We start from the raw sequence: 25,867 nt of genomic DNA, 5'->3' as shown, positions 1-25,867 counted from the left end.
CTAAGATGAATCCGTTCTTCTCCGCTCCGAAGCGGAGCGGAACACGGGGGCTGGGAGAGGGTACGTGGCGTATGGGAAACCAGCAGACGTCCGCTTCAACATCCTTGGTTCGCTTGAGGGTTGGCACGGCGACCGGCGGCTGAAACTCGGCAGTCCCACCCAGGAGCGGGTGCTCGTCACCCTGCTGCTCGAACCGGACCGGATGGTCCCGGTCTCCCGGCTGGTGGCCGCCGCCTGGGACGACGAACCGCCACAGACCGCATCTCACCAGGTCCGCAAGGCGGTTGCGGCGCTGCGCACCCGGATCCCGGGCGGCGCGGACCTGATCCTCACCGACGGCACCGGCTACCGGGCCGTCCTCGCCGACGACCAGTTGGACCTGCACGAGTTCAACCACCGTACGCGCCGGGCCCGCGAGGCCTCGGCGGCCGGGCAACTCACCGAGGCGATCGAGGAGTTGAGGGCCGCCGTCGATCTGTGGCGGGGTCCGGTCCTCGCGGGTGCGGGCGGGTCGCTGCTGGCCGCCGCCTCCGCCGCCCTGGAGGAGCGGCACATGGCGGTCGCCGAGCAGTACCACGAGCTGCGGCTCGAACTCGGCGAGGCGGGTGAACTCGTGGGGTCTCTACGCGAGTTGATCGCCTCGCATCCTCTGCGGGAGGCGCTCCGCGGCCAGTTGATGCTGGCGCTGTACCGGTCGGGGCGGCAGGCCGAGGCGCTGGAGGAGTTCGCGCGGGTGCGGGAGCTGCTCGTCGAGGAGCTGGGGATCGATCCGGGGGCGGAACTGACGCGGCTGTACGAGGCGATCCTGCGCGACAGTCCGGAGGTGGCGCCGCGTTCGCCGACGGTCCGCAGGGCGTTGAACGGTACGGCGGCGGCCGGTTCGACGGCGTCCGGCGCGGCGTCCGAGCCGTCGGCCGCCGGTGCGGTGGCCGTCGGTCCGGCTCCGGACGCCAAACCGGCCGAGGCACCGAGGACGTTGCCGTACGACCTCCCCGACTTCACCGGCAGGCAGGCCGAGTTGGAGCGGATCGTCACCGCCGGACGGACCCCGGGCCGGGGAGCGGCCCGGCTCGTCGGGGTGGACGGCATGGGCGGCAGCGGCAAGACCGCGCTCGCCGTGCACACCGCGCACCGGCTCGCCGAGGAGTACCCGGACGGCCAACTCTTCGTCGATCTGCGGGGGTTCAGTCCCGGCGAGAAGCCGCAGGAGGCCGGTCCGGTCGTCGACTCGCTGCTGCGCAGCCTGGGCGTACCGGACGACCGGATGCCCGAGGGCATCGAGCGCAGGCTCGCCCTCTGGCAGCAACTCTCCGCGAAACGGCGCCTGTTGCTGGTCCTCGACAACGCGGTGGACGCCGCGCAGATCCGCCCGCTGCTGCCCGCGTCAGAAGGGTGTCTGGTCCTGCTCACGAGCCGGATGCGGATGCTCGACCTGGACGGCGCCGAGTGGCTCTCCCTCGAACTCCTCTCCCCCGCCGACAGCACCGCCCTGCTGGAGCGCACGCTCGGCGCGGACCGCGTCGCCGCCGAGGCCGAGGCCGCCGAGCAGCTCGTGAAGCTGTGCGGGGGGCTGCCGCTGGCGCTGCGGATCACCGCCGCCCGGCTGCGCAACCGGCCCCGCTGGACCCTCCAGTACCTCGTCGACCGGCTCGCCGACGAGACGCGCCGGCTGTACGAACTCAGCACCGGCGAGCGGAGCGTGGAGGCCACGCTCCGGCTGTCGTACCAGGCGATGGAGGAGCCCCGGCGGGCCGCGTTCCGGCTGCTCGCCGAGCATCCCGGGTCCACGCTCGACGTGCACTCCGTCGCCGCGCTGCTCGACGGCTGCGTCCGTACGGCCGAGGACATCCTGGAGCACCTCCTCGACATCCACCTCCTGGACCAGCCGGAGATGGGGCTCTACAGCTTCCACGACCTCGTGCGCACCTACGCGTTGGGGCTGCGCGGCGACGAGGACGACAGCGCCGGGGCGCTGCGGCGGCTCGTGTCGTACTACGTCGCCGCGACCGAGGCGGCCTGCGACGCGCTGTTCCCGGGGCGGACGCGGTACGAGGCGGACACCGATCAACCGGCCTGGCGGGTACCGGAGTTCGTGACGGCCGAGCAGGCGCTCGGGTGGTTCCGGCGGGAGCACGACGCGTTGCGGGCGGTGGTGGAGCGGGCGGGGGTCGCGGGGCTGCACCGGGACACCGTCGTGCTGAGCCGGAATCTCATGTTCTGCCTCAACCTCCTTGGGCGACATGAGGAGTTCGGTGCTGCCGCGCGGGGTGCGGTGGCGTCGGCGCGGGTGCTCGGGGATCCGTTGCTGCTGCGGGTGAGCCTCGGGAATCTGGGGATCGCGCACTGGTGGCTGGGGGCGTTCCAGGACGGGATCGAGGCTGCCGGGGAGGCGCTCGGGCTGGAGGGGGGAGACCGGGCGACCGAGGCGTTCTGTCTCGATGTGCTCGGGCTGCTGCACAGCGCGCTCGGGAACTTCGAGCGGGCCCGTGCCTATCTGGAGCAAGGGATCGCGCTGCACCGGGAGTTGGGGTCCGCGCGGATGGAGGCGGAGGCGCTGGCCAACCTGAGTTCCGTGCTGACCTGGAGCGGGCGGTACGCGCAGGCCGCCGTACTCGCGGCGCGGGCGACGGAGTTGAACCGGCGGCTCGGTGAACGGGGCAACGAGATCACCTCGTTGACCTGGCTGGCGCTGGCCCATCTCGGGCTCGGGGAGTCCGAGCGGGGGCGGGTGTGCCTCGCGCAGGCGCTCGAACTGTGCGACGAGAGTCTCCAGCCGGGGAACGTCGCACTGGTGCACGCGCATTGGGCGTTGCTGTGCCAGCGGCGGGGGCAGGAGCGGGAGGCACGCGAATTCGCCGACCAGGCCCTTGAGTTGGTGTCGTCGCGGGGAACGTCCTTGCGGCGGGCGGCTGTTGCGAACGCGGTGGGGGTGGTTCGGCGGCTCCAGGGGGAGCCCGAGCGGGCGTTGGAGCTGCACCGGCGGGCGCATCAGCTCGCGTCGACGCTGGGGTACCGGATCGAGACGGCCCGGGCTGCGGCGGGGATGGGTGAGGTGATGGCGGCGCTCGGGGATCTGGGGGCGGCGGCGGAACAGCGGGCTGCGGCTGGGGAGTTGTTCGACGCGATGGGGGTTTTGGAGGTGGGGCGGGGGATGTGAGGGCGGGCGTCGGCCCACTCGGCGGGGGTGGCGGGCGTCGGCCTATGCGGTGCGTGTGGCCGGCGCCGCGGGCGCGCGTGGCGGGCGTGGCGGCGCCGACCCGCGCGGCGCGCGTCGAACCGAGCGGCGCGCGTCGAACCGAGCGGCGCGTTCGGTCAGCGTCGGACCAAGTCGGCCCGAGCGGCGCGTGGGGCATACGTGGTGTACGCGGTGTACGGACGACGAAGGCGGGCCGTCCCTCTCGGACAGCCCGCCCCCTCTTTGCTACCGGCAACTCGCGGTCCTGTAGCGACCGTTCGTGTCAGTACCGTGCGTTGCCGGGGCCCCGGTCGTCGGCGAGGACGACCGAGCCGGTGAAGCCCGGCCCTCTGTCGTCCGCGCGGACTGTGTGGGCGGGGTGCGTGACGGCGAGCGCTCCGATGGCGAGGGCCGCCAGGCCGGTCACGGTCGCCATGGCCGCCTTGTTCCGCGGAGTGCTCGTGCGCATCGCTGTCCCCCAGTGTCGTCGGCGTTCGTCCCGCTGCCGGGATGTCACCGATGGTGCCGCAGGGCGTTCCCCATGGGGTCCCGAGTCGTTCCCGGTGCGGGAGTTCAGAGAGTGGTCCAGGTGAACGCCACCGCGTCCCCGGGGTTCAGCTTGAACTGGCAGCCGCCGACGGGGGTCGAGGTGCCGTTGACGGAGATGTTCCAGTAGGCGGTGGCGTCGCTCTTGACGTTCTTGATGGTCTCCACGAAGTAGTCGTCGAACGAGGCGTACCACGTGCCGTCCCAGGTGAAGCCGTTGGCGCGGGCCGCGTCGTCCAGGGCCGCCGTCGGGGTGGGTACCGGGGAGGGGTTGGCGCCCGCGTTCGTGCCGTCGCACTTGTGCGTGCCGCCCGTGACGGGGGTGACGTCGTGGCCCTTCGTCCTGACCTTGCCCTTGAAGAGGAGTCCGTCGGGGCCCTGCACGGTCAGCGTCACCTTGATCGGGACGTTCGTGCCCGTGGAGGCGGCACTCGGCCACTCCGTGTTGGCCTGTGCGGTCGCCGGAACGGCGAGGAAGGTGAGGGCGAGGACGGTCGTGCTGATCGCGGTGCGGCGCATGTCGGTGCCTTCCGGTGCGGAGTACGGATCAACGGCCGTAAGGAGTCTAGGGGTTGCGCGGGGCCTACGCGGGTCGTACCCGGTTAACCCTGAAGGACTACGCGCCGTGCCCCTGGCGCCCTCTCCTCACCGTCGGTACGGGGCCGTGCTCTCGCGGACGATCAGGTCCACCGGTACTACGGAGGGGGGTACCTCGGGGGTAGGGCCCGCCTCGATGCGGTGGAGGAGGGCGTGCAGGGAGCGGGTGCCGATCTCCTGGAAGTCCGTACGGATCGTGGTGAGCGGCGGGAGGTAGTGCGCGGCCTCGGGGACGTCGTCGTACCCGACGATGCTGACGTCCTCGGGGACGCGGCGGCCCGCCTCGTGCAGGGCACGCAGGATACCGAGCGCCATCTGGTCGTTGGACGCGAAGACGGCTGTGACCTCGGGGTTCTTGGCGAGCTGCCGGCCGAGGTCGTACCCGGAGTCCGCGCTCCAGTCGCCGACGAGCGGCTCGGGGACGGGGGCGCCGGCCGCCTTGAGGGCAGCCTCCCAGCTCTCCGCGCGGCGGCTCGCGGAGGTCCAGCCGGTGGGGCCGGCGACGTGGTGGACGGTGGGGTGGCCGAGGGAGAGGAGGTACTCGGTGGCCTTGCGGGCGCCGGTGTGCGCGTCGGCGGTGATCATGGGGGTGCCGTCGCCGAGGTCGTTGTCCATGATGACGAGCGGCATGTCGAGGTGCGCCTGTGCGAGGGCGGCGGCCATCCACAGCTGGGGAGCGATCGCGATCACGCCGTCCGCGCCCTCCGCCGAGAGCCGCTCGACCGCCTCGACGACCGTGTCGGGGTCGGCGGTGTCGAGCGCGATGGAACTGACGAGGTAACCGGCTTCCTGCGCAGCGGTGTTGACGGCGGTAAGGGTGGAGGCGGGGCCGTAGCGGGCGGCGTCGAAGGAGATCACGCCGAGCATGCGGGTACGGCCGCTGGCGAGCGAGCGGGCGCTGCGGCTGGGCCGGTAGCCGAGGGTCCGCATCGCCGCGCGCACCGCCTCGCGGGTCTCCGCCCTGACCGCCGGGTTCTCGTTCAGCACCCGCGACACGGTCTGCTTGCTGACCCCGGCGAGCCGCGCGACGTCCTCCATCACCGGCCGGTTCCCCGCGAAGTTCCGCCGGCTGCGCCCGCCTCCCTTCGTCCCCGGGTTCCCGGCAGCGCCTCTCGTCATGGTGGGTGCTTCTTCCCTCGGCCGTCCCCCGGCCCACTCGATTCCGAGGCCCGGGGTCGCCGGCGCTGGGGTGGCCGACGGATTCACAGGATAGGACGGGGGTGGGTGGAGGGGTGGCTCCGGAGTACTACGGGTCGTAGGGGGTGTACGGCCCGTAGCTCTCAGGTACTACGGGCCGTACGGGTCTGACGGGAGTAGCTCTGAAGTAGTACGCGGGTACACCTCAGGTCTCCCAGCGGCGGCGCCGGTCTCTCAGCCCACCGTCCAGACCCTCGCCGTGACGATCTCCGCGCCCCGGATCCCGGCGCCCTCCTCCCGCTCCACCGGCAGGTACACCCGCGCGGACGGGTCGGACGCCAGTACCCGTACCGTCAGCTCCTCCCCCTCAGGTATCAGCTCCAGCCCGATGTCCCAGGGCCTGCCGGAGGAGAACTGGTCGGCGACGAGCCGCTCCCCCACGTACGCCCGGGCCACGTCGCCGTGCCAGTGGAGCCGCAGGACGCCGTGCCGGTCGTGTGCGGGGACGCGTACGCGGTACTCGGCGGCGGACCGCTCGTACCACTCGTCCCCGGGGGCACTGGCCCGCTGGAGTACGCCGGTCGTGGGTGAGGGCGGGTCACCCGCAGGGCGTACAAGGTCGACGGCCGGTACGGGGGCCGGGTCACCGGCATCGGACAGGGTGTACCGCGTCAGTACCCCGTCCCGCGCCTCGCTCAGCGCCTCCCCCTTCGGGAGCCGCTCCGGTGCGGGGAGGACGGCGAAGGAGACGGTGTCCGCGCTGTGCGGGGTACGGCCGTGCAGCCGGACCTCGGCGCGGTACTGGTCGAGGACGACGCCCTCGGCGGAGAGGATCAGCCGCTCGGCGCCCCAGGCGAAGCCCTTGTAGGCGGTGCGGGCGGTGGCGGCGTCGAGGACGAGGAAGGCGATCGGCTCCTCGTCGAGGTTCTCCGCCTCGATCCACGCGCCGGTGCCGGGCCGGATGCCGGTGATCAGTACGCCGCTCCCGTCGTCGAACGCCGGTCCGACCGCGGCTCCTTCCGGCATGGCGTTCACCGCGACACCCCCGCCGAGCGCGACTTCGACCGGCACCCCCTCGGTCGCGGCCAGCACGAGGACCGTACGGCCGCCGTCCTGGACCGTGCACACGGGCTGAGCCGTGGCCCACTCGACGCGCAGCCCGCCGAACTCCATCCTGAACGGCCAGCAGAAATAGGCACCTTGAGGAACCGTGAAGGGCTCGCTCGGGAAGGTCAGCCCGCCGACGGTGAACGTCGTGCCGGGATGCTCGGCCAACTCCCCGTGCGGCTGGTGGTTGTTGACGAAGAGGAACCCGGACTCCCCGTCGGTCCGTACGGCCCACCGCAGCGTCTCCATGTCGTGCTGCCCCGTCGGCGCCTCCAACGGAAGCACCGACTCCATCGGGGCGATGCGCTCCCCGAACTCCGCCAACAGCAGGTGCTGGAGCCGGAGTTCGTCGTACGCGTCGCGGTACTGGCCGTACTCCCCCAGCGGTGCCTGGAAGTCGTAGGTCAGGGCGGGGAGGTCGTTGGGGTACCCGGTGGCGTGGGACTCCTGGAGGCCGGGGCCCGGGTTGGTCCCGCCGTGGAACATGTAGTAGCCCTGCCAGACGGAACCGCAGCCGATCTTCGTGAGGCCGAGGGACCCGATGTCGGCGGCGTCGACGCGCGGGCGGCGGTGGTAGGCGACCGCCATCCCCCCGCCCAACTCGCAGGTGGCCCAAGGGAATCGCTCGGCGTACACGGCCGAGTCGACGCCCCGTACGGTCGTCGGGCGCAGGTCCGCGCCGATGCCTTCGTCGTCCCGCTGGTGCGTGAAGAAGAAGTGCTTGCGGCAGGTGTCGGGCCAGCCGCCGTCGGCCTCGGTCCAGAAGGTCTCGGGGTAGCCGCCGTACAACGGCATCAGCTCGTCCCCGGGGAGCTGGACTCCTCCCCAGGCGGTGGACGTCCACAACGGCGCGTCCATGCCCGCCTGTTGGGCCATCCGCTTGAGGGTGAGCAGGTGGCCCGGCTGGTCGTACAGCTCGTTCTCGATCTGGATCGCGACGATCGGGCCGCCCGACGCTCTTTGCAGGCCGTCGAGTTGGGCCGCTATCGCCTCGAACCAGGGTTGTACGGCGGCGAGATACGCCGGGTCGTCGGTGCGGGTGGCGTCCGTGCGGGCCAGGACCCAGTCGGGGAGGCCGCCGTTGCGTACTTCCGCGTGGGACCAGGGGCCGACTCGGGGGATGAAGTCGAGGCCGTGGCGGGCGCAGAGTTCGGCGAAGCGGCGGAGGTCGAGGTCGCCGTCGAAGCGAGGGGCGGCTTCGGTCGGCTGGTGGTGGATCCAGATGACGTACGAGGCGACGGCGGTGACTCCCGCCGCCTTCATCTTGAGGAGTTCCTCCTCCCAACCGGCGTTCGGGTAGCGGGAGTAGTGGAACTCGCCCGAGACCGGGAACCAGGGTTTGCCGCCCCGGGTGAGCCAGCGGCTGGTGACCTCGATGGGGTCGGGGACGCCGGGGGCGTCGGAGAAGGGGAGGTGGTTGGTGCGGGGTGGGGTGGGCGGGGACGGGAGGTGAAGTTGGTGTGTCACGGGGGCAGTTGGCCTTACTGAACTTTCCGATGCCGCTGAACTCACTGGCCTCACTGCCCCTTCGGGCCCAGGTCGGGCGCGTCGACAAGGTGCGCGCGGTTCGTCGTGTTCGCCTGGAGTTCCAGCACGATCAGCGTGTTGGCGCCGGGGCGCAGGACGGGGCCCGGGACGTAGAGGGTCTGCTGCGGGCCCCGGTTCCAGTACCGGCCGAGCGAGAAGCCGTTGACCCACGCCTGGCCCTTCGTCCACCCCGGCAGGGAGAGGAAGGTGTCGGCGGGGTCGGTGACCTCGAACGTCCCCCGGTGGAAGGCGGGTTCGGCGCACGCCTCGGTCTCCGCGTCGGCGTACAGCGCGGCGCCGAGGGGGGCGTCCATCGGGAGCGGGCGGCACTCCCAGCCCGTGACCGGCATGCCGTCGAACGTGACCGGGCCGAGCAGGCCCTTGGGGGCGCCGATCCTGGGGCCGTAGTTGACGCGGCCCATGTTCTCCACGAGCACCTCCAACACGGCCCCCCTGCGGTGTACTTGGACCGGGAGGCTGGTCTCGCGGCGCTCGTTCTCCAGCACGCCGACCGGCGCGCCGTCGACGTACACCTGGGCCCTGTCCCCCACGCCGCCCTCGAAGCGCAGCACGCCGAGGCCGTTCTTCGGCAGGCTGCTGCGGTACAGGACGTATCCGGCCCGCATCCCCAACTCGTCGGCGGTGATGGGGGTTTCGGTGCGTACGGTCCGGCCCGACAGTTCGGACAGGTACGGCAGCAGCGGGGCCCGTTCGGTCAACTCGACCTCGGTGACGGGAAGTTTGGCCGAGGGGGTGGGCAACTCCTCCGGTACCGGCGCGTACTTGGCGATGACCTCGCGGAACGCGTGGTACTTCGGGCCCGGGTCGCCGTTCTCGGTAAGGGGTGCGTCGTAGTCGTACGACGTGATCGTGGGGGCGTACGTGTGGTGGTGGTTGGCGCCGTTCGTGAGGCCGAAGTTGGTGCCGCCGTGGAACATGTAGATGTTCACGGAGGCGCCTGCCGCGAGGAGTTTGTCCAGGTCGGCGGCGACGTCCGCGGTGTCGCGAGTGTGGTGCGGGCCGCCCCAGTGGTCGAACCAGCCGATCCAGAACTCGGCGCACATCAACGGGCCTTCGGGCTGGTGCGCGCGCAGGGTCGCCAGCGCGGTCTCGATCTTTCCGCCGAAGGTGCCGGTGGACAGGACGCCGGGGATGCTGCCGGCCTGCTGGTGTTCGGGGTTCACCTGGTCGCAGGTGAACAGGAGTTCCTCGATGCCGCGTGAACGGAACGCCTCCACAAGGTACTTGAGGTACTCGGCGTCGTTGCCGTACGCGCCGTACTCGTTCTCCACCTGCACCGCGATGACCGGGCCGCCGGACTCGGCCATGTGCGGGAGCAGCGGGGGCAGGAGGAGGTCGAGGTAGCGGTCGATGATCGCCGTGAACTTCGGGTCGCTGCTGCGGAGTTGGACGTCCGACTCCGACATGAGCCAGTGCGGGAGGCCGCCGCCGTCCCATTCCGCGCAGATGTAGGGGCCCGGCCGCAACAACACCTTCAGCCCTTCGGCGTGCGCGAGCCGCAGGAACCGTGGCAGGTCCAGCAGCCCGTCCAGCACCAGCGTCCCTGGTTCCGGCTGGTGCAGGTTCCAAGGCACGTACGTCTCAACGGTGTTGAGGCCCATCAGCCTCGCCTTGCGCAGGCGGTCCGCCCACTGGTCCGGGTGCACCCGGAAGTAGTGCAGCGCCCCCGAGATGATCCGGAAGGGCTCGCCGTTGAGCTCGAACGAGGTGGGGGTAGTACTCAGGGCGGACATGGAGGGTCCTTTCGGAGCTGAGGGGATGCTTGCGCGAGGGGACTCGTGGGGCACGCCGCTGGAGGCGGGCAGGATCGGGCACACGACCTCCAGAAGACGGCCCACGTCGATGTGGGGACGGTTCTCACAACCTCCGACGCGGCGATGTTACCGGTAACATCGCCGCCGTCAACAGAGTTTGCGCAGGGGTTTGAGAAAGGGCTGGACAGAGGGGAAGCTCATATCTGACTTACTATGATTCACTTGAGTAAGTTCATTACGAGTAACCACGGAGGGTGACCCATGCCAGGCTTCGTAGGCCGCACCACCGAGCTGGCCCTCCTCGACCGCCACCTCGCCTGGGTGCGCGCCGGGCGCGGCGACCAGCGCGGCCGGGCCCTGCTCCTGCGCGGCCGGCGCCGGGTCGGGAAGTCGCGGCTCGTCGACCTGTTCTGTGAGCGCGCCCAGGTGCCGTACGTGGTCCACCAGGCCACCCGGGGCGAGAGCGCCGACCGGGAGCGGACCCGGTTCCTCGACGAGGTCCGGCACTCCTCGCTGCCCGACACCGGACTCCTCGCCGGTGTCACCGGCGTCGCCGCGTGGGACACCGCCCTGCGCCAGCTCGCGGCGGTGCTTCCGGACGACGCCCCCAGCATCGTCGTACTCGACGAACTCCCCTGGATGCTCGAAGGCGACCCCGTACTCGAAGGCACCCTGCAGACGGTGTGGGACCGGGTGCTGAGCCGCAAGCCCGTCCTGCTCGTCCTCATCGGCAGCGATCTCGCGATGATGGAGCGGCTCTCCGCGTACGGCCGCCCCTTCCACCAGCGCGGCGTGGAGATGGTCCTCGCGCCGCTCTCCCCCGCCGAGGTCATGGCGATGACCGGGCTCCCGGCCGCCGACGCCTTCGACGCGCACCTGATCACCGGCGGTCTGCCGCTGGTCTGCCAGGAGTGGCGGGAGGGTGAGAGCCGCGCCGGCTTCCTCTCCCGTGCCTTCGACGACCCCACCTCCCCCCTCCTCGTCTCCGGCGAGCGGGCACTGGCCGCCGAGTTCCCGACCTCGCTCCAGGCCCGGCACGTGCTGTCCGTGATCGGCAGCGGTGAGCGGACCTTCGGGACGATCGCGGCGAAGGCCGGAGCCATGGATCGGCCGCTGCCGCCCGGCTCGCTCAACCCCGTCCTGCGCACCCTCGCCGACAAGCGGCTCGTCGCCGTCGACACGCCGCTGTCCGTCCGCGCCGGTGACCGCGACCGCCGCTACCGCGTCGCCGACCCCTACCTCCGGTTCTGGCTGGCCTTCCTCGAACGCGGAATCCCCGAGATCGAGCGCGGGCGCGGGCGGATCGTGGCCGAGGCGGTCGAACGCGGGTGGGCCTCGTGGCGCGGCCGGGCGATCGAGCCCGTCGTACGGGAGTCGCTGGGGCGGCTGCTGCCCGACTCGACGTGGCCGCAGGTGCGCGAAGTGGGTGGCTGGTGGCCTCGTACGAACAATCCCGAGGTCGATCTGGTGGGCGCCGACCGGGCGCCGGCCCGGGAGATCGGGTTCGTCGGGTCGGTCAAGTGGTACGAGCACGGGGCGTTCGACCAGCGGGCGCTGGCCGCGTTGGCGCGGGACGCGCTGGCTGTTCCCGGCGCGGACGCGGGGACTCCCCTGGTCGCCGTGTCGCGGTCCGGGTTCTCTGTCGACGGGCTTGCGGGGACGTACGGGCCTGAGCGGTTGATGGAGGCGTGGGGGGGGTGACGTCCGGGCTTCGTCGTCCTCGGTGAGGCCGGCGTTGAGGGCACGTGCCTGGAGGGACGGTGGCGCCTCCGCCTTCGATACGGGGATCCGCGTCTCCTTCATGCCGTGACGCTCGGCGGATTCCGTCCGGGACAGGCCGGGAGCGGTACGCGGGTCGTAGACGAACTGGCCGAGTTCGCGGGCCAGTTCAGCGTCCTCGTAAGGTGGCCGCACTCAGGGTTGTCCTCCGCTGCTTCACTCAGGAGCTTGCGGTGGTGACGGGCTTCCACTCGGCGGGGTTCATGAGTGCCGCTGGTCCCTGTCCCGCGGGGGCCGTACAGCCCGAGGCCCGTCGTACCCAGCTCGCCGCCGAGTTCCGCGGGCAGCGGTACCGTCTCGCCGTACTTGCCGTGTACTACGCTCCGGTACTCGCCCTCACCGGGGCGGCCGAACAGCGACCATGTGCCGGTCCTCGGGGCGATCTGCAACAAGCGGGGGACGCGGACCAGGCTGTCTTCTCGTTGATGCCCTTCAGTCGTTCGCTCGGGGAGATGACCTCTACGGCGAGTTCGACCGCGTCGGCGTCCAGGAGCCGGCCGTCGTCGTCCTTGAAGGCGCGGGGGCCGATGGTCAGGTCGGGGGTCGCGTAGTCGTCCGGGTCGCCGGGCATGGGGACGGAGACGTTCTTGAAGGCTTCGTGCGGGGGCGGGAGTTGGGGGCGGAGGGTGTCGCGCAGGGCGATGAGGGGGGCGGCGTGTTCGGCGGTTCGGGGTGGGGACAGCAGCAGGGTTCCGCCGATGATCTGTACGTGGGTGCCGGTGGCTTGTTCGAGGCTTGCCGCGGCTTGGCGGAGGCGGCCTCGGCGTACGGGGATGGGGTGCCGGGCCGGGGTGTTCATGGGGTCAGGTGCGCGGGAGGTTCTCGTGCTTCACGGCGTCGACGAACGAGGTCCAGCAGAGCGCCGGGAAGACGAAGGCACCCCGCGCGGGTGCCTTCGTGTCGCGGATGGCGATCTCATCGGGTTCGAGGCGCAGGTACTCGACGCACTGAGCATTGCCTCCGTCGCTGTAGCTGCTCTTGCGTCAGCCGTCGGTCGGGAGGTTCCTGCGGATCATCGGTTTCCTCTTAGCTTCTCTCGAAGTCCCGCATCACAGTCATCCCGCATCAGCGGTCACGCGCCCGGGAGGACCTCACGCTTCACCGCGCGGACGAACGAACTCCAAGCGGCCGTCGGGAAGACGAAGGCGCCTCGCGTGCGGTCCTTCGAGTCCCCCAGTGCGACGTGCTCAGCGCCTACGAGTTGGTACTCCACGCACTGTCCGCTGGTGTCAGCACTGTACGAGGACTTGGCCCAACGGTCCGCCGGGAGGTCGTACCGCATCATCAGACAGTGCCTCTTACTTCGCCTCGAAGTCCCGCGCGAGCTGCGAGATCAGATCCATGGACTGCCGAGACGATAGAGCGGCGGCACGCACTTGGTCAAAGGCCCTGCGATACCTCTCGACAGAACCATCTTCCTCCAAGTAGAGAGCTCCGTCGAGGTAGTTGAGTCCCACGACGTCCAGAGCCATGTGTTCCGGGTACGAGTAGATGGTGAACGGCCCTTCGAGACCGACGTAACCACCCTGCGCGTACGGAACCACCTGCACGGACAGCCCTGGCCGCTCTCCCACTTCGAGCAACCGTCGAAGTTGTCCCGCCATGACGAGGGAACCGCCGACTTCGTGGTGAAGCACGGCTTCGTCGAGGATGCAGAGGTACTGCGGCGGCTCCTCGCGCTCGAAGATGCTCTGCCGCTCCATCCGAAGCCGGACCAGGTTCTGGATCTCCTCCTCCGTCGAGCGCCTGCTGGTACCTCGGTTTATGGCTTCCGCGTACGCGCTCGTCTGAAGCAGACCGGGTACGACCATGGCCTGGAAGGTGTGGATCCTCGCGGCGTCCCACTCCAGAGCCAGCAACTCCTGGAAGTCAGGGCGGAGCGTGTCCCCGTACTGCTGCCACCACCCCTTGCGCTTGGCCTCGCGGGCGAGTGTCAGGAGCGCGGTCTTGAGCTTCTCGTCCTCGACGCCGAACCTGTCGAACAGCGCCTTGATCTCCAGGGGTCGGATGCCCTGACGGCCGTTCTCGATGCGCGAGATCTTCGTCTTGTCGCCGTCGATGTGCTCGCCCGCGTCGTCCATGCTCACGCCGGCCGCCTCGCGCAGGCGTTTGAGCTCAGCTCCAAGTCGACGTCGTCGCACAGTTGGTCGCAGGTGTGCGGGCATCTTCACCTCTCTACCGCGTAGGTCGGCGTCCAGTGTGCCGTACAACTCCCCTCCAAGTGGCCGAATATGCCAAGTCAATTTTCCAATCACCCCTTCGCTCCAACATTGCACCCAAGTAGGTTGCGTTCAAGTACTCATCGGGGGCAGCCTGTTGGTTACAGCAAAGTTCTGTCAGTTCAACTCGCCTTCACGTAACGCGCGTTCGACACGTACGCACAGGCGGGAGCGGTCTGGAGGCGGCATGGTCGAACACGCGCAGGACGCGTACGAGGAGTTCCGGTTGCCCTTGTTCGTCGAGCCCGAGGAACTGCACTGGGTTCGCCGCGTCGTCCGGTCCCACGTTCGGTTATGGGGACTTGACGCCGTCCTGGACGACGCGCTGGAGGTCGTCACCGAGCTGCTCACCAACGTCCATCGGTACGCCGGGGGTATCGCCCTCCTCGTACTCCAGTACTACGGCGACGAGTTGCGCATCACCGTCAGCGATCGCTCCCGCGTCCTCCCCGTCGTCAAGGAACCCGACTGGGACGCGCAGTCCGGGCGGGGGATGCTGCTCGTGTCCGCGCTCACCGAGTGGTGGCGGGCCGAGGCAACGGTCGGTGGCAAGGACGTGTGCTGCGGGTTGCGCGTACGGGGGTCGGCGTGAGGATCGTCCCGTACATCACCTGCCGTGAGGGCGAGACGCCCGCGCCCCACTCGTCCCTGCGGGGCGTGTACGGCCCCGACGGCCGCCTCCGCCTCGGCTACCGCACCGAACTCCCCGACGACCGGGACCTCAACGGCGTGCTCTGGGCCCGCTGTTCACAACAGGTCGGCAGCAATGGCCTCCCCATCGGTAAACCCCAGTGGAAACTCGTCCACCCCGCGCGTCAACGCGACTGCATGCAACGCCTGTTGTGCCAGATCTGCGCCCAACCCGCACGCACTCCGCAGGGGTTCATCTTCCTAACCTCCCCCGGCGAACTCCCCCCAGGCGCAACCACCCTCCACACCACCCAACCCCCGGTCTGCCCCCGCCACACCCGCACAGCCACCACCCTCTGCCCCGCCCTCACCGGCACCCCCAACATCCTCCTCGTCCCCACCCCACGCCTCCACGGAGTCCTAGGCACCCCGTACGGCTACGGCCCCAACGGCATCCAACCCAGGGCTCCGTCAAGTTCCGTGATTGCGTGGAGGGTTGGCGATCAGGCCGGTAGGGGCGGACAGCAGAGCAGGCACGGGGGTTCGTGATCATTGTGGTGTCGAAGCCAGATGATCACGAGGACGTCCCGTGCCTGCTGTTGCATCTTCCCCTATCCCTGCCGTGCTGGAGAAGCTGGGTCCGCTGGATGCGGACCGGATCGCTGACCTGCGTCCCTACCTCGAATCGGTTCCGGATCCGCGCTCGCGCCGGGGCCGGTGGTACTCGCTGACGGCGATCTTGCTGGTGTGTGCCTGCGCGGCCGTCTGCGGAGCGAAGAGCATCGACGAGCTCGCCGAGTTCGGCGAGCGGGCCACGAACTCGCTGCTGGCATCCCTCGGGGTACGCCGTCACCTGCTCGGCTGGCGGCGCAGCCCCAGGCCGGTCACTCTCGGACGCGTTCTTTCGGCACTTGACGGCGACGCCCTGGACCAGGCTGTGGGCGCCTACCTGGCCGACCGGCACCGCATCACCGCGTCCGCGGAAGTGCCCGAGGCCCGATCGCGGCAGGTCATCGCCGTGGACGGCAAGGCCCTCAGGGGCTCAGCCCGCCTGGCCGCGCCGCGCCGTCACCTGCTCTCGGCGGTCACCCACGACCGCGTCGCCACGATTGCCCAGGTCGAGGTCGGTGCGAAGACCAACGAAGTGCGCCACTTCAAGCCCCTGCTGGCGCCACTCGACCTCGCCGGCACCGTCGTCACCTTCGATGCCCTCCACTCAGTGAAGGCCAACATCACCTGGCTGGCCGAGACGAAGAAGGCCCACTACATCGCCGTCATCAAGACCAACCAGCCCACTGCCTACGCCCAGCTCGCCGCTCTGCCCTGGACGTCGATCAAGGTCCAGCACACCACCTCCGCCACCGCCCACGGCCGCCGCGAGTCCCGCTCGATCAAGACCTGCGCCATCGCCGACAACCTCGGCGGCATCGCTTTCCCCCACGCTCACCTCGCCATCCGGGTCCACCGCCGCCGCAAGCCCACCGGTCGGCCCGAAACCCGCGAGAACGTCTACGCGGTCACCAGCCTCGCCGCCCACCAAACCCGCCCCGCCGACCTCGCCACCGCCATTCGCGGGCACTGGGGAATCGAAAATTCCTCCCACTACATCCGAGACGTCACGTTCGCCGAGGACGCCTCGACCATTCACGCCGGCACCACGCCCCGCGCCATGGCCACCATCCGCAACCTCGCCATCGGCACCCTGAAGATCCTCGGAGCCGACAACATCGCCAAGACCACCCGCGCCATCCGCCACGAACCCGAACGAGCACTCGCCATCCTGGGCATCACCAACACCCCGGACACTCACGGAACTTGATCGAGCCCTGCATCCAACCCACACCACACACCGCCGACTTCCTCCCCTACGGCCATCCGGCACTGCCCTGGTACCTCGCGTCACAGATGGTCCGGAGACTCCAGGACTTCCGGGTCGTCACGCTGACGGAACTCGCCGAGGCGATTTCTCTGTAAGGCCACGCCTTACAGCACCGAGGCCCCTCTAGTAAGTGCATTGTTCACCCGCGGAACTGGCGATCCCAGAAGCCAAAACGATGGTGATAATTCACAAGGAATTTTTCCATCCATAACGCCGCGTGACGCTCGTTAGTCAAGCAGGAAATCCAATAGGAGGAAACCGAGGTTGCAGGTAAAGGAACTGCGCAGAGCACCGCAGGACCGGAGACCGTACTTGCGGGCGAAGCTGAGGAAGAAATGCATGGAGAGCCAGACTGCAGCACCGCGTTCGAACTGATGGCAGCCGGAAATCTTATCCCCAGCCTCCACCGATCTAAGCACATTTCCGGCGAAGCTGTTAGCGAAGGGCTCATTTCGATTGGTCAGCGAATCCAAATAGCCCGAGGCACAGTCATGGAGGCGTTCGAACAGACTTTGGATCAGGGTCCACTTGCAGCCCTCCACAACCGGGTCGAATCCGATGCCAAGTCACCAGCAACTCCAGCAAGGAGCTCACCCAAACCAACAACGGCACCGACGACTCATTTGCCACAGTCGACGTAACCGTCATCACTACCCTGAGCCTCCCACAGAAGTTCCGCCAGAATAATATACCGCGCTTGACGGACTTAGTAAGCTACAAGGGTGACTCAACGCTTCGCTGACATCTTGCAGGGCCTGATGGACAACCGCAGGCTGTCCCCTGGGGCCGTTAGCCGGGCATCAGCCCTCTCCCAATCCACCATCCTGCAATTGCTTCACGGGAAAATTCAACCCTCACCGGAAACAATGAAGGATATCGCGCCAGCATTGCAGATATCCGAAGCAGATTTGCTCACAATCGCCAACCTCGCAGCGAAACCCACCTCAACCCCGCCCAGATCCTATCGAAACGCAAAGGAGATCGGCGAACTGGTTTCAATCGCAAGTCGACTGGCAGACGAAGATCTTCGGCGACTGATCGACTTTGCCCGGGCCCTGGGATCAGAAGAGTCATAATTAGACTCTCGCCTCCCTAGCCCGCCTGCACAGACAAGGGAGGCGAGAGATTTTACTCAAAATTCCAAGGATTCCATATCGCTCCACTCAAATTAAACCCACTCCTACCCAGAGCATCGCGCGCCACCGCCTCCATTCCAGACCCGCCCGGCCGATAATGGCCGGAGAAGTTGGTAAATTCAATAATAGAACCATTCGATACGGTAAATTCACCGGCCATAATCACAGGCGCACCTCCAGAGAGACTTGTATGCCCTGCCCATATTTGGACGTCAAATGCGCTGTCTTGGTGAAAAGCTCTGACTGACCCCCCCGGCATCACCACGTAAGCATGGCTGCCGTCTTGGAGACTTCCCCCCCTGTGTATCACTGCGCTCTCGGGAAGGGGGTCTTGTGGGCTGTCATCCACACCCGGACGGCCTGCAACGTACATCCTGGTGTGCTCAGTGCTTGACCCGCAGTTGTGGACAAGAACCGGGGTTACATCCGCCGACACGTAGTACGTGTGAACATCACCAATGGTTAGGTTGTGGACCGTCACCCCTGAGTTGGTCCAGCGCTCCACAGCCGAGACCTGAACAAGTGTCCCCGCTCCGGTCCGCAGCCACTGCCCAGCCTGCAGGTCGGTGGCGTCGACCCACTTCCGGAGCTCGGGAACCCAGAACGGGTGTCCGTCAGTCGTGGTGATCGAGGCAGTCTTGGTGCCCTTGTTCCCGTCGGTGTCAATCGTGACCTTGACGAGGTGCTTGAGGCCCTTGCCCTTGATCTCGGCCGTAACCGTCTGAGCTTGAGTCTCGCCGGACTCGGGATCGGTGGCGATGACCTTGTCGCCGGCCTTGACCTTCTCGATCGGCTTGGTGGAGCCGTCGGCCATCAGGACCTTGGTGCCGGGGACAAAGCTGTTGCTGATCGAGCAGGAGCCACCCTCGGCCTTGCCCGAGCCTCCGCCCCCACTCGACCCGCCACCGGACCGCGAGGACCCCCCGGAGTTACCCCCCGGCTTGGAGCCGCCGCTCTTCCCGGAACCCCCGCCAGCACTCTTCGCCGTGGAAACCTTCGGCGCAGCCTTCGCCTGAGCCTGCTTCTGGACCGGGTTGCCCGTCTTCTTCGTTCGCGCCGCAGCCGCATCGGCCGTGCGTTTCGCCTGTTCCGCCGCCTTCTTCTTCGCCCGTTGTGCGGCTTCCCGTTTCGCCTTCTCGATCGCCGCCTTCTTGGCGTTCAGAGCGGCTGTTTCGGCGGCCTTCGCCGCCTTCAGGACCAGCTCCGCCGCCTTCTTCGCCGCCTTGAACGACTCGATCGCATTGATCGTGCGTTTGACGGCCTTCAGTACCGACGGGATCTTGCCGAACTTGGTCCACGGGATCGCGTCCACGATCAGCCCCGCGCAGGACCACATGTCCCCGCCGAAGCACGCCATCGCGTCGTTGATGCCGATGAAGTCCTTCAGCGTCTCCCACGCCACCGCGAGGATCACCGACGTCAGCGACTTCCCCATCATCGCCTGCGCCTGGGCGACTTGCGCCGGCGACAACCCCGCCCCCGCCAACGCCGCCGCCCGCTCCGACGCCGTCAGGCTGATCGACAACCCCGTCGGGTCCGACATCGTCACCGGGTTGTTGTGCGCGTACGAATACCCGTTGGACTGCAACACATCGTTCAGGTCCAACACCGGGTCGGCGGACAGGAACCGCCCCACGACAGGGTCGTACAGCCGCGCCCCCAACGGCTGGAACCCAGACGCATCATCCCGATCCGCCCCCAGGAACCCCTTGTTCGACTGGAAGTCCACCCCCACCGTGCCGGCACCGCGCTGGTTCCCGAACGGGTCCTGCTTGCGTACCCGCACCGGCATCGAGCCGTCGAGACCGACCTCGACGTACGTACTGCCCTGATGGTCCCCGGCGAGTGCGACGAGGTACTCCGTGCTGGACCCCTGCGCGTACCGCATCACCGACCCACCCGGCGCCGAATACGTCCGCTGCGAGTTGACCAGCGCACCCCCCGCAGCGACCGTCACCTCGGTGTCGCCCAGGAACAGCGTCGCCTGCTTCCCCTTGACAGCAAGGAGCTGCGAGCCGTCGGGCCCGTACACGTACCGCGTGTCGTTCTGCGCCGCCCACTGCTGCTCCGCACGAGCCGCGTCACACGCCGCCAGCACGATCAACGCCGAGTTCGCCGACGAAGCGTCCTTCACCGCGAAGCACAACCCCGAAGCCACGTGCACGAGTTGACCGGCGGTGGTCCGCTTCACCTCCTGCGCGGAGGCTCCCGTCACGCACTTCTGGAGCTGGACCGCCGACCCCGCCGCACTGCCCGCAGGCTGAGCGCACCAGTCGTCGTAGATCCTGAACGTCCCCCGGTTCGGGTCCGCCTGCCCAGCGGCCACCGCGAAGCTCCAGCGCTGCGCCGGCGTGCCGTTGCAGGAGTACAGCTGGATCGGCTGACCGGCGGTCGTGACACCGCTCTTCAGGTCCAGGCACTTGTCCGCGAGCCCCACATAAGGCGTGCGACCACGCGTCCCCGCACCCGTGATCCGCTCGACCTTGCCGTCGTACGTCCAGGCCAGCTCCTGCTTGTCACCGTTCTGGACGGACGTGATCGACTTGGTCTCACCGGTGAGTTCGTACAGGCGCTCCGCCTCGGCCGTCACCTCGGGGCCACCAGCAGCGGCCCGGTACTTCTTCGACACCTTCGTGAGCGTGTGCGGCTGGCTGCCGTCCGTCTTGCCGTAGGTGTACGACGTGACCGCGTCCAGCTCCGCCGAACCGGCGAGGTTCTTCTCCGTCAGCTTCGTGCGGTTGCCGACGAGGTCGTACTCGTACTCCTGCCAGTAGCCCGAACTGTCCGCGCCCGCCGAGACGTTCAGGGACCCGTCGGACTTCTTCGGGCCGACGCAGGACAACAAATCACCTGAAGTCCACGCCGTCTTCAGCTGGCCCAGCGGGTCGTACGTGAAGCACTGGCGCTCGGCGGCCTTGCCCTCGGCGTTCTCGCGGATCGAGGTGACGTTGCCGGACGGGTCGTAGCCGTACGTCCGGCGGGACACCAGGTTGCCGGGGACGACCGCCGTGTCGGCCTTGCCCTCGCGGTGGACCGACTGTTCGGTCAACTCCCCGCTGGCCTCGTCGTACAGGGCGCTCGTCCACACCCGGTACGGCTGCGCGCCCAGCGTCGAGCGCAGGACCTGGCCGTGGACGTCGTAGACGGTCTCGGCTCCGTACCAGTCCTTGCCGCTGATGGAGAGCGGCTTGCCGTTCTCGTTGTAGCGGACGACCAGGTTCTCGGCGTCGAAGCGGCCGGCCTTGGGGAGGGTCGCCTCCTGGAGGCTGCCGGTGTCGGTGTACGTGTAGCCGTACTTGTACGTGGTGTCGAGGCCCCACGCGTCCTTCAGGGACTGCGGGAGCGTCAGCGTCGTGGATGTCGGCTGGTAGTCCTTGGTGTAGCCGTCGACCTTCTGCGTGTACGCCTCACCGCCGGTGTACCGGGTCGCCGCGTACGGCATCCCCTTGCCGCCGGGCGCCTTGTCGTAGTCGAAGGACGCGAGCAGGGTGCCCTTGTCGTCGTTCAGGCGCTGCTCGGTCGGGCGGGAGAGGGTGTCGTAGCCGTTCCAGACGGTGGCCCGCTGGGTGACCGTCTTCAGCGTGCGGTCGCGGTGGTCGTACTCGGTCCGCGTGGTGCCCGTGTCGGGGTCCGTCGCCGTGACCTGGCGGCCCCGGTTGTCGTAGGTCCAGCTCCACGGGCTGTTCGGCTGGGCCGAGTTGACCGCCTTGGTCAGGCGGCCGTGGCGGTCGTACGTGTACCGCGTGGACGTGAAGCCGTTCGGCGCCTGCGGGTTGAAGGTGTCGAGGCGGGACGTGCGGCCCAGCGCGTCGGTGAAGACCTGGTAGGACGAGGTGCCGGCCGGGTTGATGACCTTCGACCAGTCCTGGCCGTACTCGTAGCGGGTCGCCCGCTCCTCGACCGGCTTCGAGGTGGCCTCGCCGGTCTGCGCGTCCTTGACCTTCAGGACCGGGGTCTCGGCGAGGACGCGGCCGAGGCCGTCGTACGTGTAGAGGGTGATGTTGGGGACGACGGTGTCGGCGAGCGGGGAGAAGAGTTCGCCGAACTTCGCGTCGAGGGTGAAGTAGGCGTTGTTGGTCTGCCAGATCTCGCCGGAGGTGTTGTAGAGGGTGTCGGTGATCAAGTGGCCGCCGCCGTCGGCCTCTTCCTGCGTCTGGCGCTCACGGCCCAGGCCGTCGTACAGAGTTACGGAGGTCTCGACGCGGTTCTCGTGGCCGCGCGCGTACGTCGTGACGTACGGCGGTCTGCGGTTCTCGCGGTTCGCGTCGTACTCGGGGATCGTGTAGACGGCCTTGAAGTCGGGCACGGCCGAGGCGGACGGGGTACGGCCCGCGCCCCACGCCTCGACCAGGCGGCCGAGCGCGTCGTACTTCGCCTCGCTGGCATGGCCGTTGGCGTCGGTCGTCTTCAGCGAGGTGCCCCGGCCCGGCTCCAGTTCCTGGATCTGGGTGTGGCCGGCCGCGTTGGTCTCGGTGACCTTGAAGACCTGGCCGGTGGGCGGGTCGTAGGCGATCGTGCCCGAATTGCCGTCGGGGTCGGTCTGCTTGACGACCCGGCCGGTCGCGTCGAACTCGGAGCGGCCGTTCGGCTGGAAGCCGGAGCCGTCGCCCTTGAGGGACCAGGTCTGCGAGGCCTCGCCCTGCGTGCCGGCGAGCAGCGCGGCGCCGTACGCCTGGCCGTCGTAGGCGGTGCGGGTGGCGCCGCTCAGGGTGGACAGGTCGGCGAAGTCGGCCGCCGCACAGGTAGTTGGGGAGACCAGAACCTGCTTGCTCAGGCCGATCAGGTTCTTGCCGGTCTGGTGGAGGTATTCGAGGCGGGTGCAGGACTCGTCGCCGGTCTTGCCGGTGTCGCCGAGCGACTCGACCTGCGTGGGCAGGCCGTACGTCGGCTCGTACGTCGTCGTCGACTTCACGACCCGCTCGGTGCGCTTGTCGTCGCCGGTGCCGGAGGAGCGGGTGTACGCCATCTCCTCGGGCTCGGTGACGCGCCAGGCCCGCAGCGGGGTGAGGCCGTCGTCGCGCGCGCGGGTCGCGAGGACGGTGGCCTCGGGGACGGTGACGCTGCGCGAGAGCCAGTCGGTGTCCGCGTCGCCGGCCTCGGAGTACGTCAGCTCCTCGGCGATCCTCCCCGCGAACGGCTCGCGGTCCTTGGCGATCTCCGCGCCGGTGATGTCCTTGACCGGGACGTCGTCGCCCATGCCCCGGAAGAAGCGGGTGACCGCCTTGGAGCGCTTGCTGCCCATGGACGGCTGGTCGCTGCCGGTGATGACGGTGGTCTGCTCGAACCCCGCGAACTGGGAGTACGTACGGGTGGCCTTCTTGGTGAACTCGGCCTCGGCGAGCTTCCAGCCGGCGTTCTTGTACTGGTAGGCGGTCTGCGTGGAGAACGCGCCGGGGACGTTGGGGAGTTCCTCGATGGTGTCCACGACGTACTTGTGGAACCAGTCGATGTCCTCGACCTCGGGGTCGGGGTGCCAGTACGACGGGTAGCACAGCCGGGTGTTGCCCTTCAGCTCGGCGGTGTCCGCCTTGCCGGGGAGGCCGGTGCCCGTGGCGCACTCGCCGGTGGGGTTCTTGTACGAGACGACGGTCTCGCCGCCGTACTCGTTGATCACGCGGCCGATCCGCAGGCGGGAGAAGCTCGGACGCTTGTCCTTCTTGACGCGGTTCGGCATGTCCTCGGCGTTGGACTCGAAGCGCACCGCGTTGAGGGTGGTGCTCGCGCCGCCCCGCTCGTAGCCGGTGCGCTGCACCGACTCCAGCCACAGCGCCGTGTTCGGGCCCGTCTTCAGGACCGGGAAGTCGTGGGCGAGGGTGTACTTGTCGACCGTCTGCCGGGCCGTGGAACCGGCGACGCGCTGGGTCTCGGTGGTGACGGCCGTCAGGCGCTTGCGCGTCCAGAACGACGGGCCCGCGTTCCAGCACATCTTCTTCGACTGGCAGCGCAGGTCGGCGGGGGTGTCGTACCAGATGCGGTACTTGCCGGGGTCCTTGTCGGCGAAGTTGGCATCGGAGCAGACGCCGTCCTTCGGCAGGCAGCGTTCCGCTACGGAGAAGGTGACGCGGGAGGTCGCCGGGGTGTCCAGGACGCTGCCGTCGGCGTCCTTGCGCTGGCCGTAGTCGATGTGGTCGAGCCAGGAGCCGCGGTCGTACTTGACCGGTGCCTTGAAGTTGAAGTTGCGGGCGTAGTAGTTGTCCTCCTTCTGCCACCACAGGGACATGGCGTTGCCGTGGACGTCCTCGACGTAGTCGAGGTTCCAGCGCCAGCCCTGCGTGCAGGCGGAGTTCTTCCACTCGGACTGGTAGCAGTCCTCGCCGCTGTGGTTGCCGTACACCGGGACCGTCAGCACCGAGTCGGTGACCGGCTTGCCGCTCGACCAGCCGGGGAGCTTGTGCTTGCCGAAGTGGTACTTGGTGCCGTCGCGGGTGGTGACGATCCAGTACTCGCCCTTGTAGGCGCCGTTCCCGGTGGATTCGTCGCGGATCTGCTGGACGACGGCTCCATCGCCGTTCGCCGTCGTCCACTTGCCGTCCGCCCACACCAGCTCGGTGGTCGTGCCGCCGAGGGAGAGGGTCGCGTTGTCCGAGCCCCAGCACAGGTCCGAGGTGCGGTGGGTCTTGTTGTTCGAGCCCGCCTTCTTGGAATCCTCGCGGCAGGTTGCGTAACTGCGGGTGATCGAGCCGGGGGCGTAGTCCCAGCCGTCGCCTATCCAGGACGCCTGGTTGTTGGTGGCCGAGGTGCGGCCGTCGACCGTCTGGGAGGAGTAGCCGAAGCTGACCTTCGGGGTGAGGCCGCCCGCCGATTCCGGGACCTGGAGCTGGTAGCCGTAGGTGAAGGCGCCCGAGGAGGAGCCCGCCGACCAGGAGCCGGAGGAGAGGAGGGGGGTGGCGGAGAAGTCGCCGGAGGTGGAGGAGCCGGTGTCTAGGGCGCCTACGACGCGGGGGCCTGCGGCGTCTACGGCAGGGAGGACGGTGGTGGCGGGGGTGGTGGTAGAGGTGGTTCGGGGCGTGGTGGCCGGGGTTGCTTTCCCAGCGACCGTGGTCGCTTTCCCGGCTGCCGGAGTTGCTTTCCCAGCCGTGCGGGACGCGGTTGCGGACGTGTCCCGCGCAGCCGCACCGGCGGTTTCGGCCGCAGCGGCGGAGCCGTACGTGACAGCCGCGCCGGCGGTGCCGGCAAGGGCGCGGGAGCTGTACGCGGCAGTCGCACCGGCGCTGTCGGCCGACGCGGACGCAGACCCGGACCCGGACGCAGACCCGGCGGTCCGGATCGACGCGCCGGTCGTGGTCGAGGTCTCCGCGCCCGCCAGCAGCTCGGCGACCGGCACCGACCCCGTCAGGATCGTGCGGGTGGTCTCCTTCTTCGCGGCGGTGATCCTCGCCGGAGCGTCCGCCGCCGGAACCTCCTCGACCTCGCTGGACAGCCGCTCGGGCTGCGCCTCGGCCGTGCCCGACATGGTCGTGACGCCGTCCTCGGGGGCGCAGTCGCCGGTGCCGGGGGCGTCCAGGACGCAGTCCGGGAGCAGGGTGAGGCCGAAGCGCTCGGCGGCCTGGGGGCCGTACAGGTCGGCGAACGCGGTGGTGTCGACGGCGAGCGCGACCTGGGCTGCGGGGTCGGCCGTCGCGGGCGGGGTGACCCGCATGATCAGGCCCGAGACGCCGGCGTCCTGGGACGTGGCCGGTGAGGCGAGGTCGACCTTCCAGGCACCGGCGAGCGTCGCCGGGTCGCCGCCCTCGGGGACGCCGACCGCGATCGGGAGGTCCTCGACGGGGACGGTGGTGCCGGGGGCGGTGTCTGCCTTGATGGTCGCGGTGCCGCTGTCCTCGGTCCACGGAGTGACGGCGGTCGGCACGTACGGGTCGACCGGGACCTCGGGCGCGGTCGTGAGGTTCTTGTCCGCCTCCTCGTCGCCGTCGAGGGGATCGGTCTCCGGCAGCTTCGGCAGCTCGATCGCCCTGGTCATGCCGGGCGCCGGCACCGACCACGCCTCGGAGTTAAGGCTCGTCACGGTCAGGACCGAGGACAGCAGCAGAACGGTCGCCACTTGAACGCGGCGCCGTCTTTGACCTTGAGAACGCAATCGCACACGCATACGCGTCGACCCCACCCAGGCGATGCAGACAACAGAGCTGATCAGGACCTTCTGGCATGAGCACCGCAGAGATCAAGGCCTTTAAAGTGGAGGAAAACCGTACGTTTGAGACTTGCGTCACGGGTGAATCCGTCACCGAGCGTGCCGAACCGGACACAAAAGCGCCGGTAAAGCGCTCACCAAGCCTCCATCACGGATTCATAAAATTTTCATTCGTGGACGAACGGTGAGAACCGTGTGATCGTGTCGGCGCACATGTCTCCATCCGTCC

At 68.9% G+C, this 25,867-nt stretch carries 17 protein-coding genes and 1 pseudogene; 8 read left to right on the top strand and 10 right to left on the bottom strand.

The features are described 5' to 3' along the window. The first annotated feature begins 64 nt into the window (after positions 1-64). The gene (locus tag J8M50_RS32330) at positions 65-3,157 is read left to right on the top strand and encodes an AfsR/SARP family transcriptional regulator (protein ID WP_107396423.1); all 3,093 of its coding nucleotides are present in this window, start codon (positions 65-67) and stop codon (positions 3,155-3,157) included. 301 nt (positions 3,158-3,458) lie between these two features. Here J8M50_RS32330 and J8M50_RS32325 read toward each other — a convergent pair whose 3' ends face one another. The 5 genes from J8M50_RS32325 to J8M50_RS32305 form a co-directional block, all read right to left on the bottom strand. Further along, positions 3,459-3,644, bottom strand: a complete 186-nt coding sequence (locus tag J8M50_RS32325) for a hypothetical protein (RefSeq protein ID WP_059048241.1) — start codon at positions 3,642-3,644, stop codon at positions 3,459-3,461. A 104-nt stretch (positions 3,645-3,748) separates the two neighbouring features. Further along, on the bottom strand, positions 3,749-4,240 hold the full coding sequence (locus J8M50_RS32320; RefSeq protein ID WP_010358136.1) for a DUF4430 domain-containing protein: 492 nt from the start codon (positions 4,238-4,240) through the stop codon (positions 3,749-3,751). A gap of 126 nt (positions 4,241-4,366) precedes the next feature. Continuing rightward, entirely contained in the window at positions 4,367-5,437 is a 1,071-nt protein-coding gene (locus tag J8M50_RS32315) for a LacI family DNA-binding transcriptional regulator (protein ID WP_040837870.1), read from the bottom strand. A 252-nt stretch (positions 5,438-5,689) separates the two neighbouring features. Then, the gene (locus J8M50_RS32310) at positions 5,690-8,029 is read right to left on the bottom strand and encodes a beta-galactosidase (RefSeq protein WP_010358138.1); all 2,340 of its coding nucleotides are present in this window, start codon (positions 8,027-8,029) and stop codon (positions 5,690-5,692) included. A gap of 50 nt (positions 8,030-8,079) precedes the next feature. Further along, the gene (locus J8M50_RS32305) at positions 8,080-9,843 is read right to left on the bottom strand and encodes a beta-galactosidase (protein WP_010358140.1); all 1,764 of its coding nucleotides are present in this window, start codon (positions 9,841-9,843) and stop codon (positions 8,080-8,082) included. Between the two features lie 282 nt (positions 9,844-10,125). Here J8M50_RS32305 and J8M50_RS32300 point away from each other — a divergent pair, with 282 nt between their 5' ends. After that, a complete protein-coding gene (locus J8M50_RS32300; protein WP_010358141.1) occupies positions 10,126-11,565 on the top strand; it encodes an ATP-binding protein in 1,440 nt (479 codons plus the stop codon). A gap of 394 nt (positions 11,566-11,959) precedes the next feature. Here the strand turns inward: J8M50_RS32300 and J8M50_RS32295 are convergent, their stop codons facing one another. From J8M50_RS32295 to J8M50_RS32280, 4 genes and pseudogenes are all read right to left on the bottom strand, one after another. After that, positions 11,960-12,442: a Uma2 family endonuclease gene (locus J8M50_RS32295; protein ID WP_010358142.1), complete on the bottom strand. Its 483-nt coding sequence runs from the start codon at positions 12,440-12,442 to the stop codon at positions 11,960-11,962. Positions 12,443-12,446: 4 nt separating this feature from the next. Continuing rightward, positions 12,447-12,614, bottom strand: a pseudogene (locus tag J8M50_RS32290) (DUF397 domain-containing protein); the annotation flags it as partial. A gap of 101 nt (positions 12,615-12,715) precedes the next feature. Continuing rightward, positions 12,716-12,928, bottom strand: coding sequence for a DUF397 domain-containing protein (locus J8M50_RS32285; RefSeq protein ID WP_010358143.1), 213 nt, complete (start codon positions 12,926-12,928; stop codon positions 12,716-12,718). A gap of 13 nt (positions 12,929-12,941) precedes the next feature. Then, positions 12,942-13,808 (bottom strand): helix-turn-helix domain-containing protein, encoded by an 867-nt coding sequence (locus tag J8M50_RS32280; protein WP_029184406.1) that lies wholly within the window; start codon positions 13,806-13,808, stop codon positions 12,942-12,944. Between the two features lie 241 nt (positions 13,809-14,049). Between J8M50_RS32280 and J8M50_RS32275 the strand changes: the two genes are divergently transcribed. The 5 genes from J8M50_RS32275 to J8M50_RS32255 all read left to right on the top strand — a co-directional run bounded on the left by J8M50_RS32275 (position 14,050) and on the right by J8M50_RS32255 (position 17,447). Then, the gene (locus J8M50_RS32275) at positions 14,050-14,454 is read left to right on the top strand and encodes an ATP-binding protein (protein ID WP_010358145.1); all 405 of its coding nucleotides are present in this window, start codon (positions 14,050-14,052) and stop codon (positions 14,452-14,454) included. Next, complete coding sequence (locus J8M50_RS32270; RefSeq protein WP_141655634.1) at positions 14,451-15,041, top strand: hypothetical protein; 591 nt, start codon at positions 14,451-14,453, stop codon at positions 15,039-15,041. Before J8M50_RS32275 ends, J8M50_RS32270 begins: the two co-directional genes overlap by 4 nt. Before the next feature lie 73 nt (positions 15,042-15,114). Beyond that, positions 15,115-16,311, top strand: coding sequence for an ISAs1 family transposase (locus tag J8M50_RS32265; RefSeq protein WP_079187963.1), 1,197 nt, complete (start codon positions 15,115-15,117; stop codon positions 16,309-16,311). Further along, the gene (locus J8M50_RS32260; RefSeq protein ID WP_158002798.1) at positions 16,308-16,466 is read left to right on the top strand and encodes a hypothetical protein; all 159 of its coding nucleotides are present in this window, start codon (positions 16,308-16,310) and stop codon (positions 16,464-16,466) included. The genes J8M50_RS32265 and J8M50_RS32260 overlap by 4 nt, the downstream gene beginning before the upstream one ends. 627 nt (positions 16,467-17,093) lie before the next feature. Beyond that, positions 17,094-17,447 carry a helix-turn-helix domain-containing protein gene (locus J8M50_RS32255; protein ID WP_199849239.1) on the top strand — a complete coding sequence of 118 codons (354 nt, stop codon included), beginning with the start codon at positions 17,094-17,096 and terminating at the stop codon, positions 17,445-17,447. Between the two features lie 52 nt (positions 17,448-17,499). Here J8M50_RS32255 and J8M50_RS32250 read toward each other — a convergent pair whose 3' ends face one another. After that, the gene (locus tag J8M50_RS32250) at positions 17,500-25,548 is read right to left on the bottom strand and encodes a polymorphic toxin-type HINT domain-containing protein (RefSeq protein ID WP_010353529.1); all 8,049 of its coding nucleotides are present in this window, start codon (positions 25,546-25,548) and stop codon (positions 17,500-17,502) included. A 104-nt stretch (positions 25,549-25,652) separates the two neighbouring features. Here J8M50_RS32250 and J8M50_RS32245 point away from each other — a divergent pair, with 104 nt between their 5' ends. Beyond that, positions 25,653-25,826 carry a hypothetical protein gene (locus J8M50_RS32245; RefSeq protein WP_158002799.1) on the top strand — a complete coding sequence of 58 codons (174 nt, stop codon included), beginning with the start codon at positions 25,653-25,655 and terminating at the stop codon, positions 25,824-25,826. Positions 25,827-25,867: the final 41 nt, after the last annotated feature.

The organism is Streptomyces acidiscabies (genome assembly GCF_020010905.1).
Lineage (GTDB): Bacteria > Actinomycetota > Actinomycetes > Streptomycetales > Streptomycetaceae > Streptomyces > Streptomyces acidiscabies.
This window is presented reverse-complemented; position numbering and strand designations above follow the sequence as displayed.

Excerpts from the sequence above, each read along its gene's own strand:
- J8M50_RS32325 (WP_059048241.1), bottom strand. The coding sequence starts at position 3,644 with ATGCGCACGAGCACTCCGCGGAACAAGGCGGCCATGGCGACCGTGACC.
- J8M50_RS32280 (WP_029184406.1), bottom strand. The coding sequence starts at position 13,808 with ATGCCCGCACACCTGCGACCAACTGTGCGACGACGTCGACTTGGAGCT.
- J8M50_RS32305 (WP_010358140.1), bottom strand. The coding sequence starts at position 9,843 with ATGTCCGCCCTGAGTACTACCCCCACCTCGTTCGAGCTCAACGGCGAG.
- J8M50_RS32245 (WP_158002799.1), top strand. The coding sequence starts at position 25,653 with ATGAGCACCGCAGAGATCAAGGCCTTTAAAGTGGAGGAAAACCGTACG.
- J8M50_RS32315 (WP_040837870.1), bottom strand. The coding sequence starts at position 5,437 with ATGACGAGAGGCGCTGCCGGGAACCCGGGGACGAAGGGAGGCGGGCGC.
- J8M50_RS32285 (WP_010358143.1), bottom strand. The coding sequence starts at position 12,928 with ATGATGCGGTACGACCTCCCGGCGGACCGTTGGGCCAAGTCCTCGTAC.
- J8M50_RS32320 (WP_010358136.1), bottom strand. The coding sequence starts at position 4,240 with ATGCGCCGCACCGCGATCAGCACGACCGTCCTCGCCCTCACCTTCCTC.
- J8M50_RS32275 (WP_010358145.1), top strand. The coding sequence starts at position 14,050 with ATGGTCGAACACGCGCAGGACGCGTACGAGGAGTTCCGGTTGCCCTTG.
- J8M50_RS32300 (WP_010358141.1), top strand. The coding sequence starts at position 10,126 with ATGCCAGGCTTCGTAGGCCGCACCACCGAGCTGGCCCTCCTCGACCGC.
- J8M50_RS32295 (WP_010358142.1), bottom strand. The coding sequence starts at position 12,442 with ATGAACACCCCGGCCCGGCACCCCATCCCCGTACGCCGAGGCCGCCTC.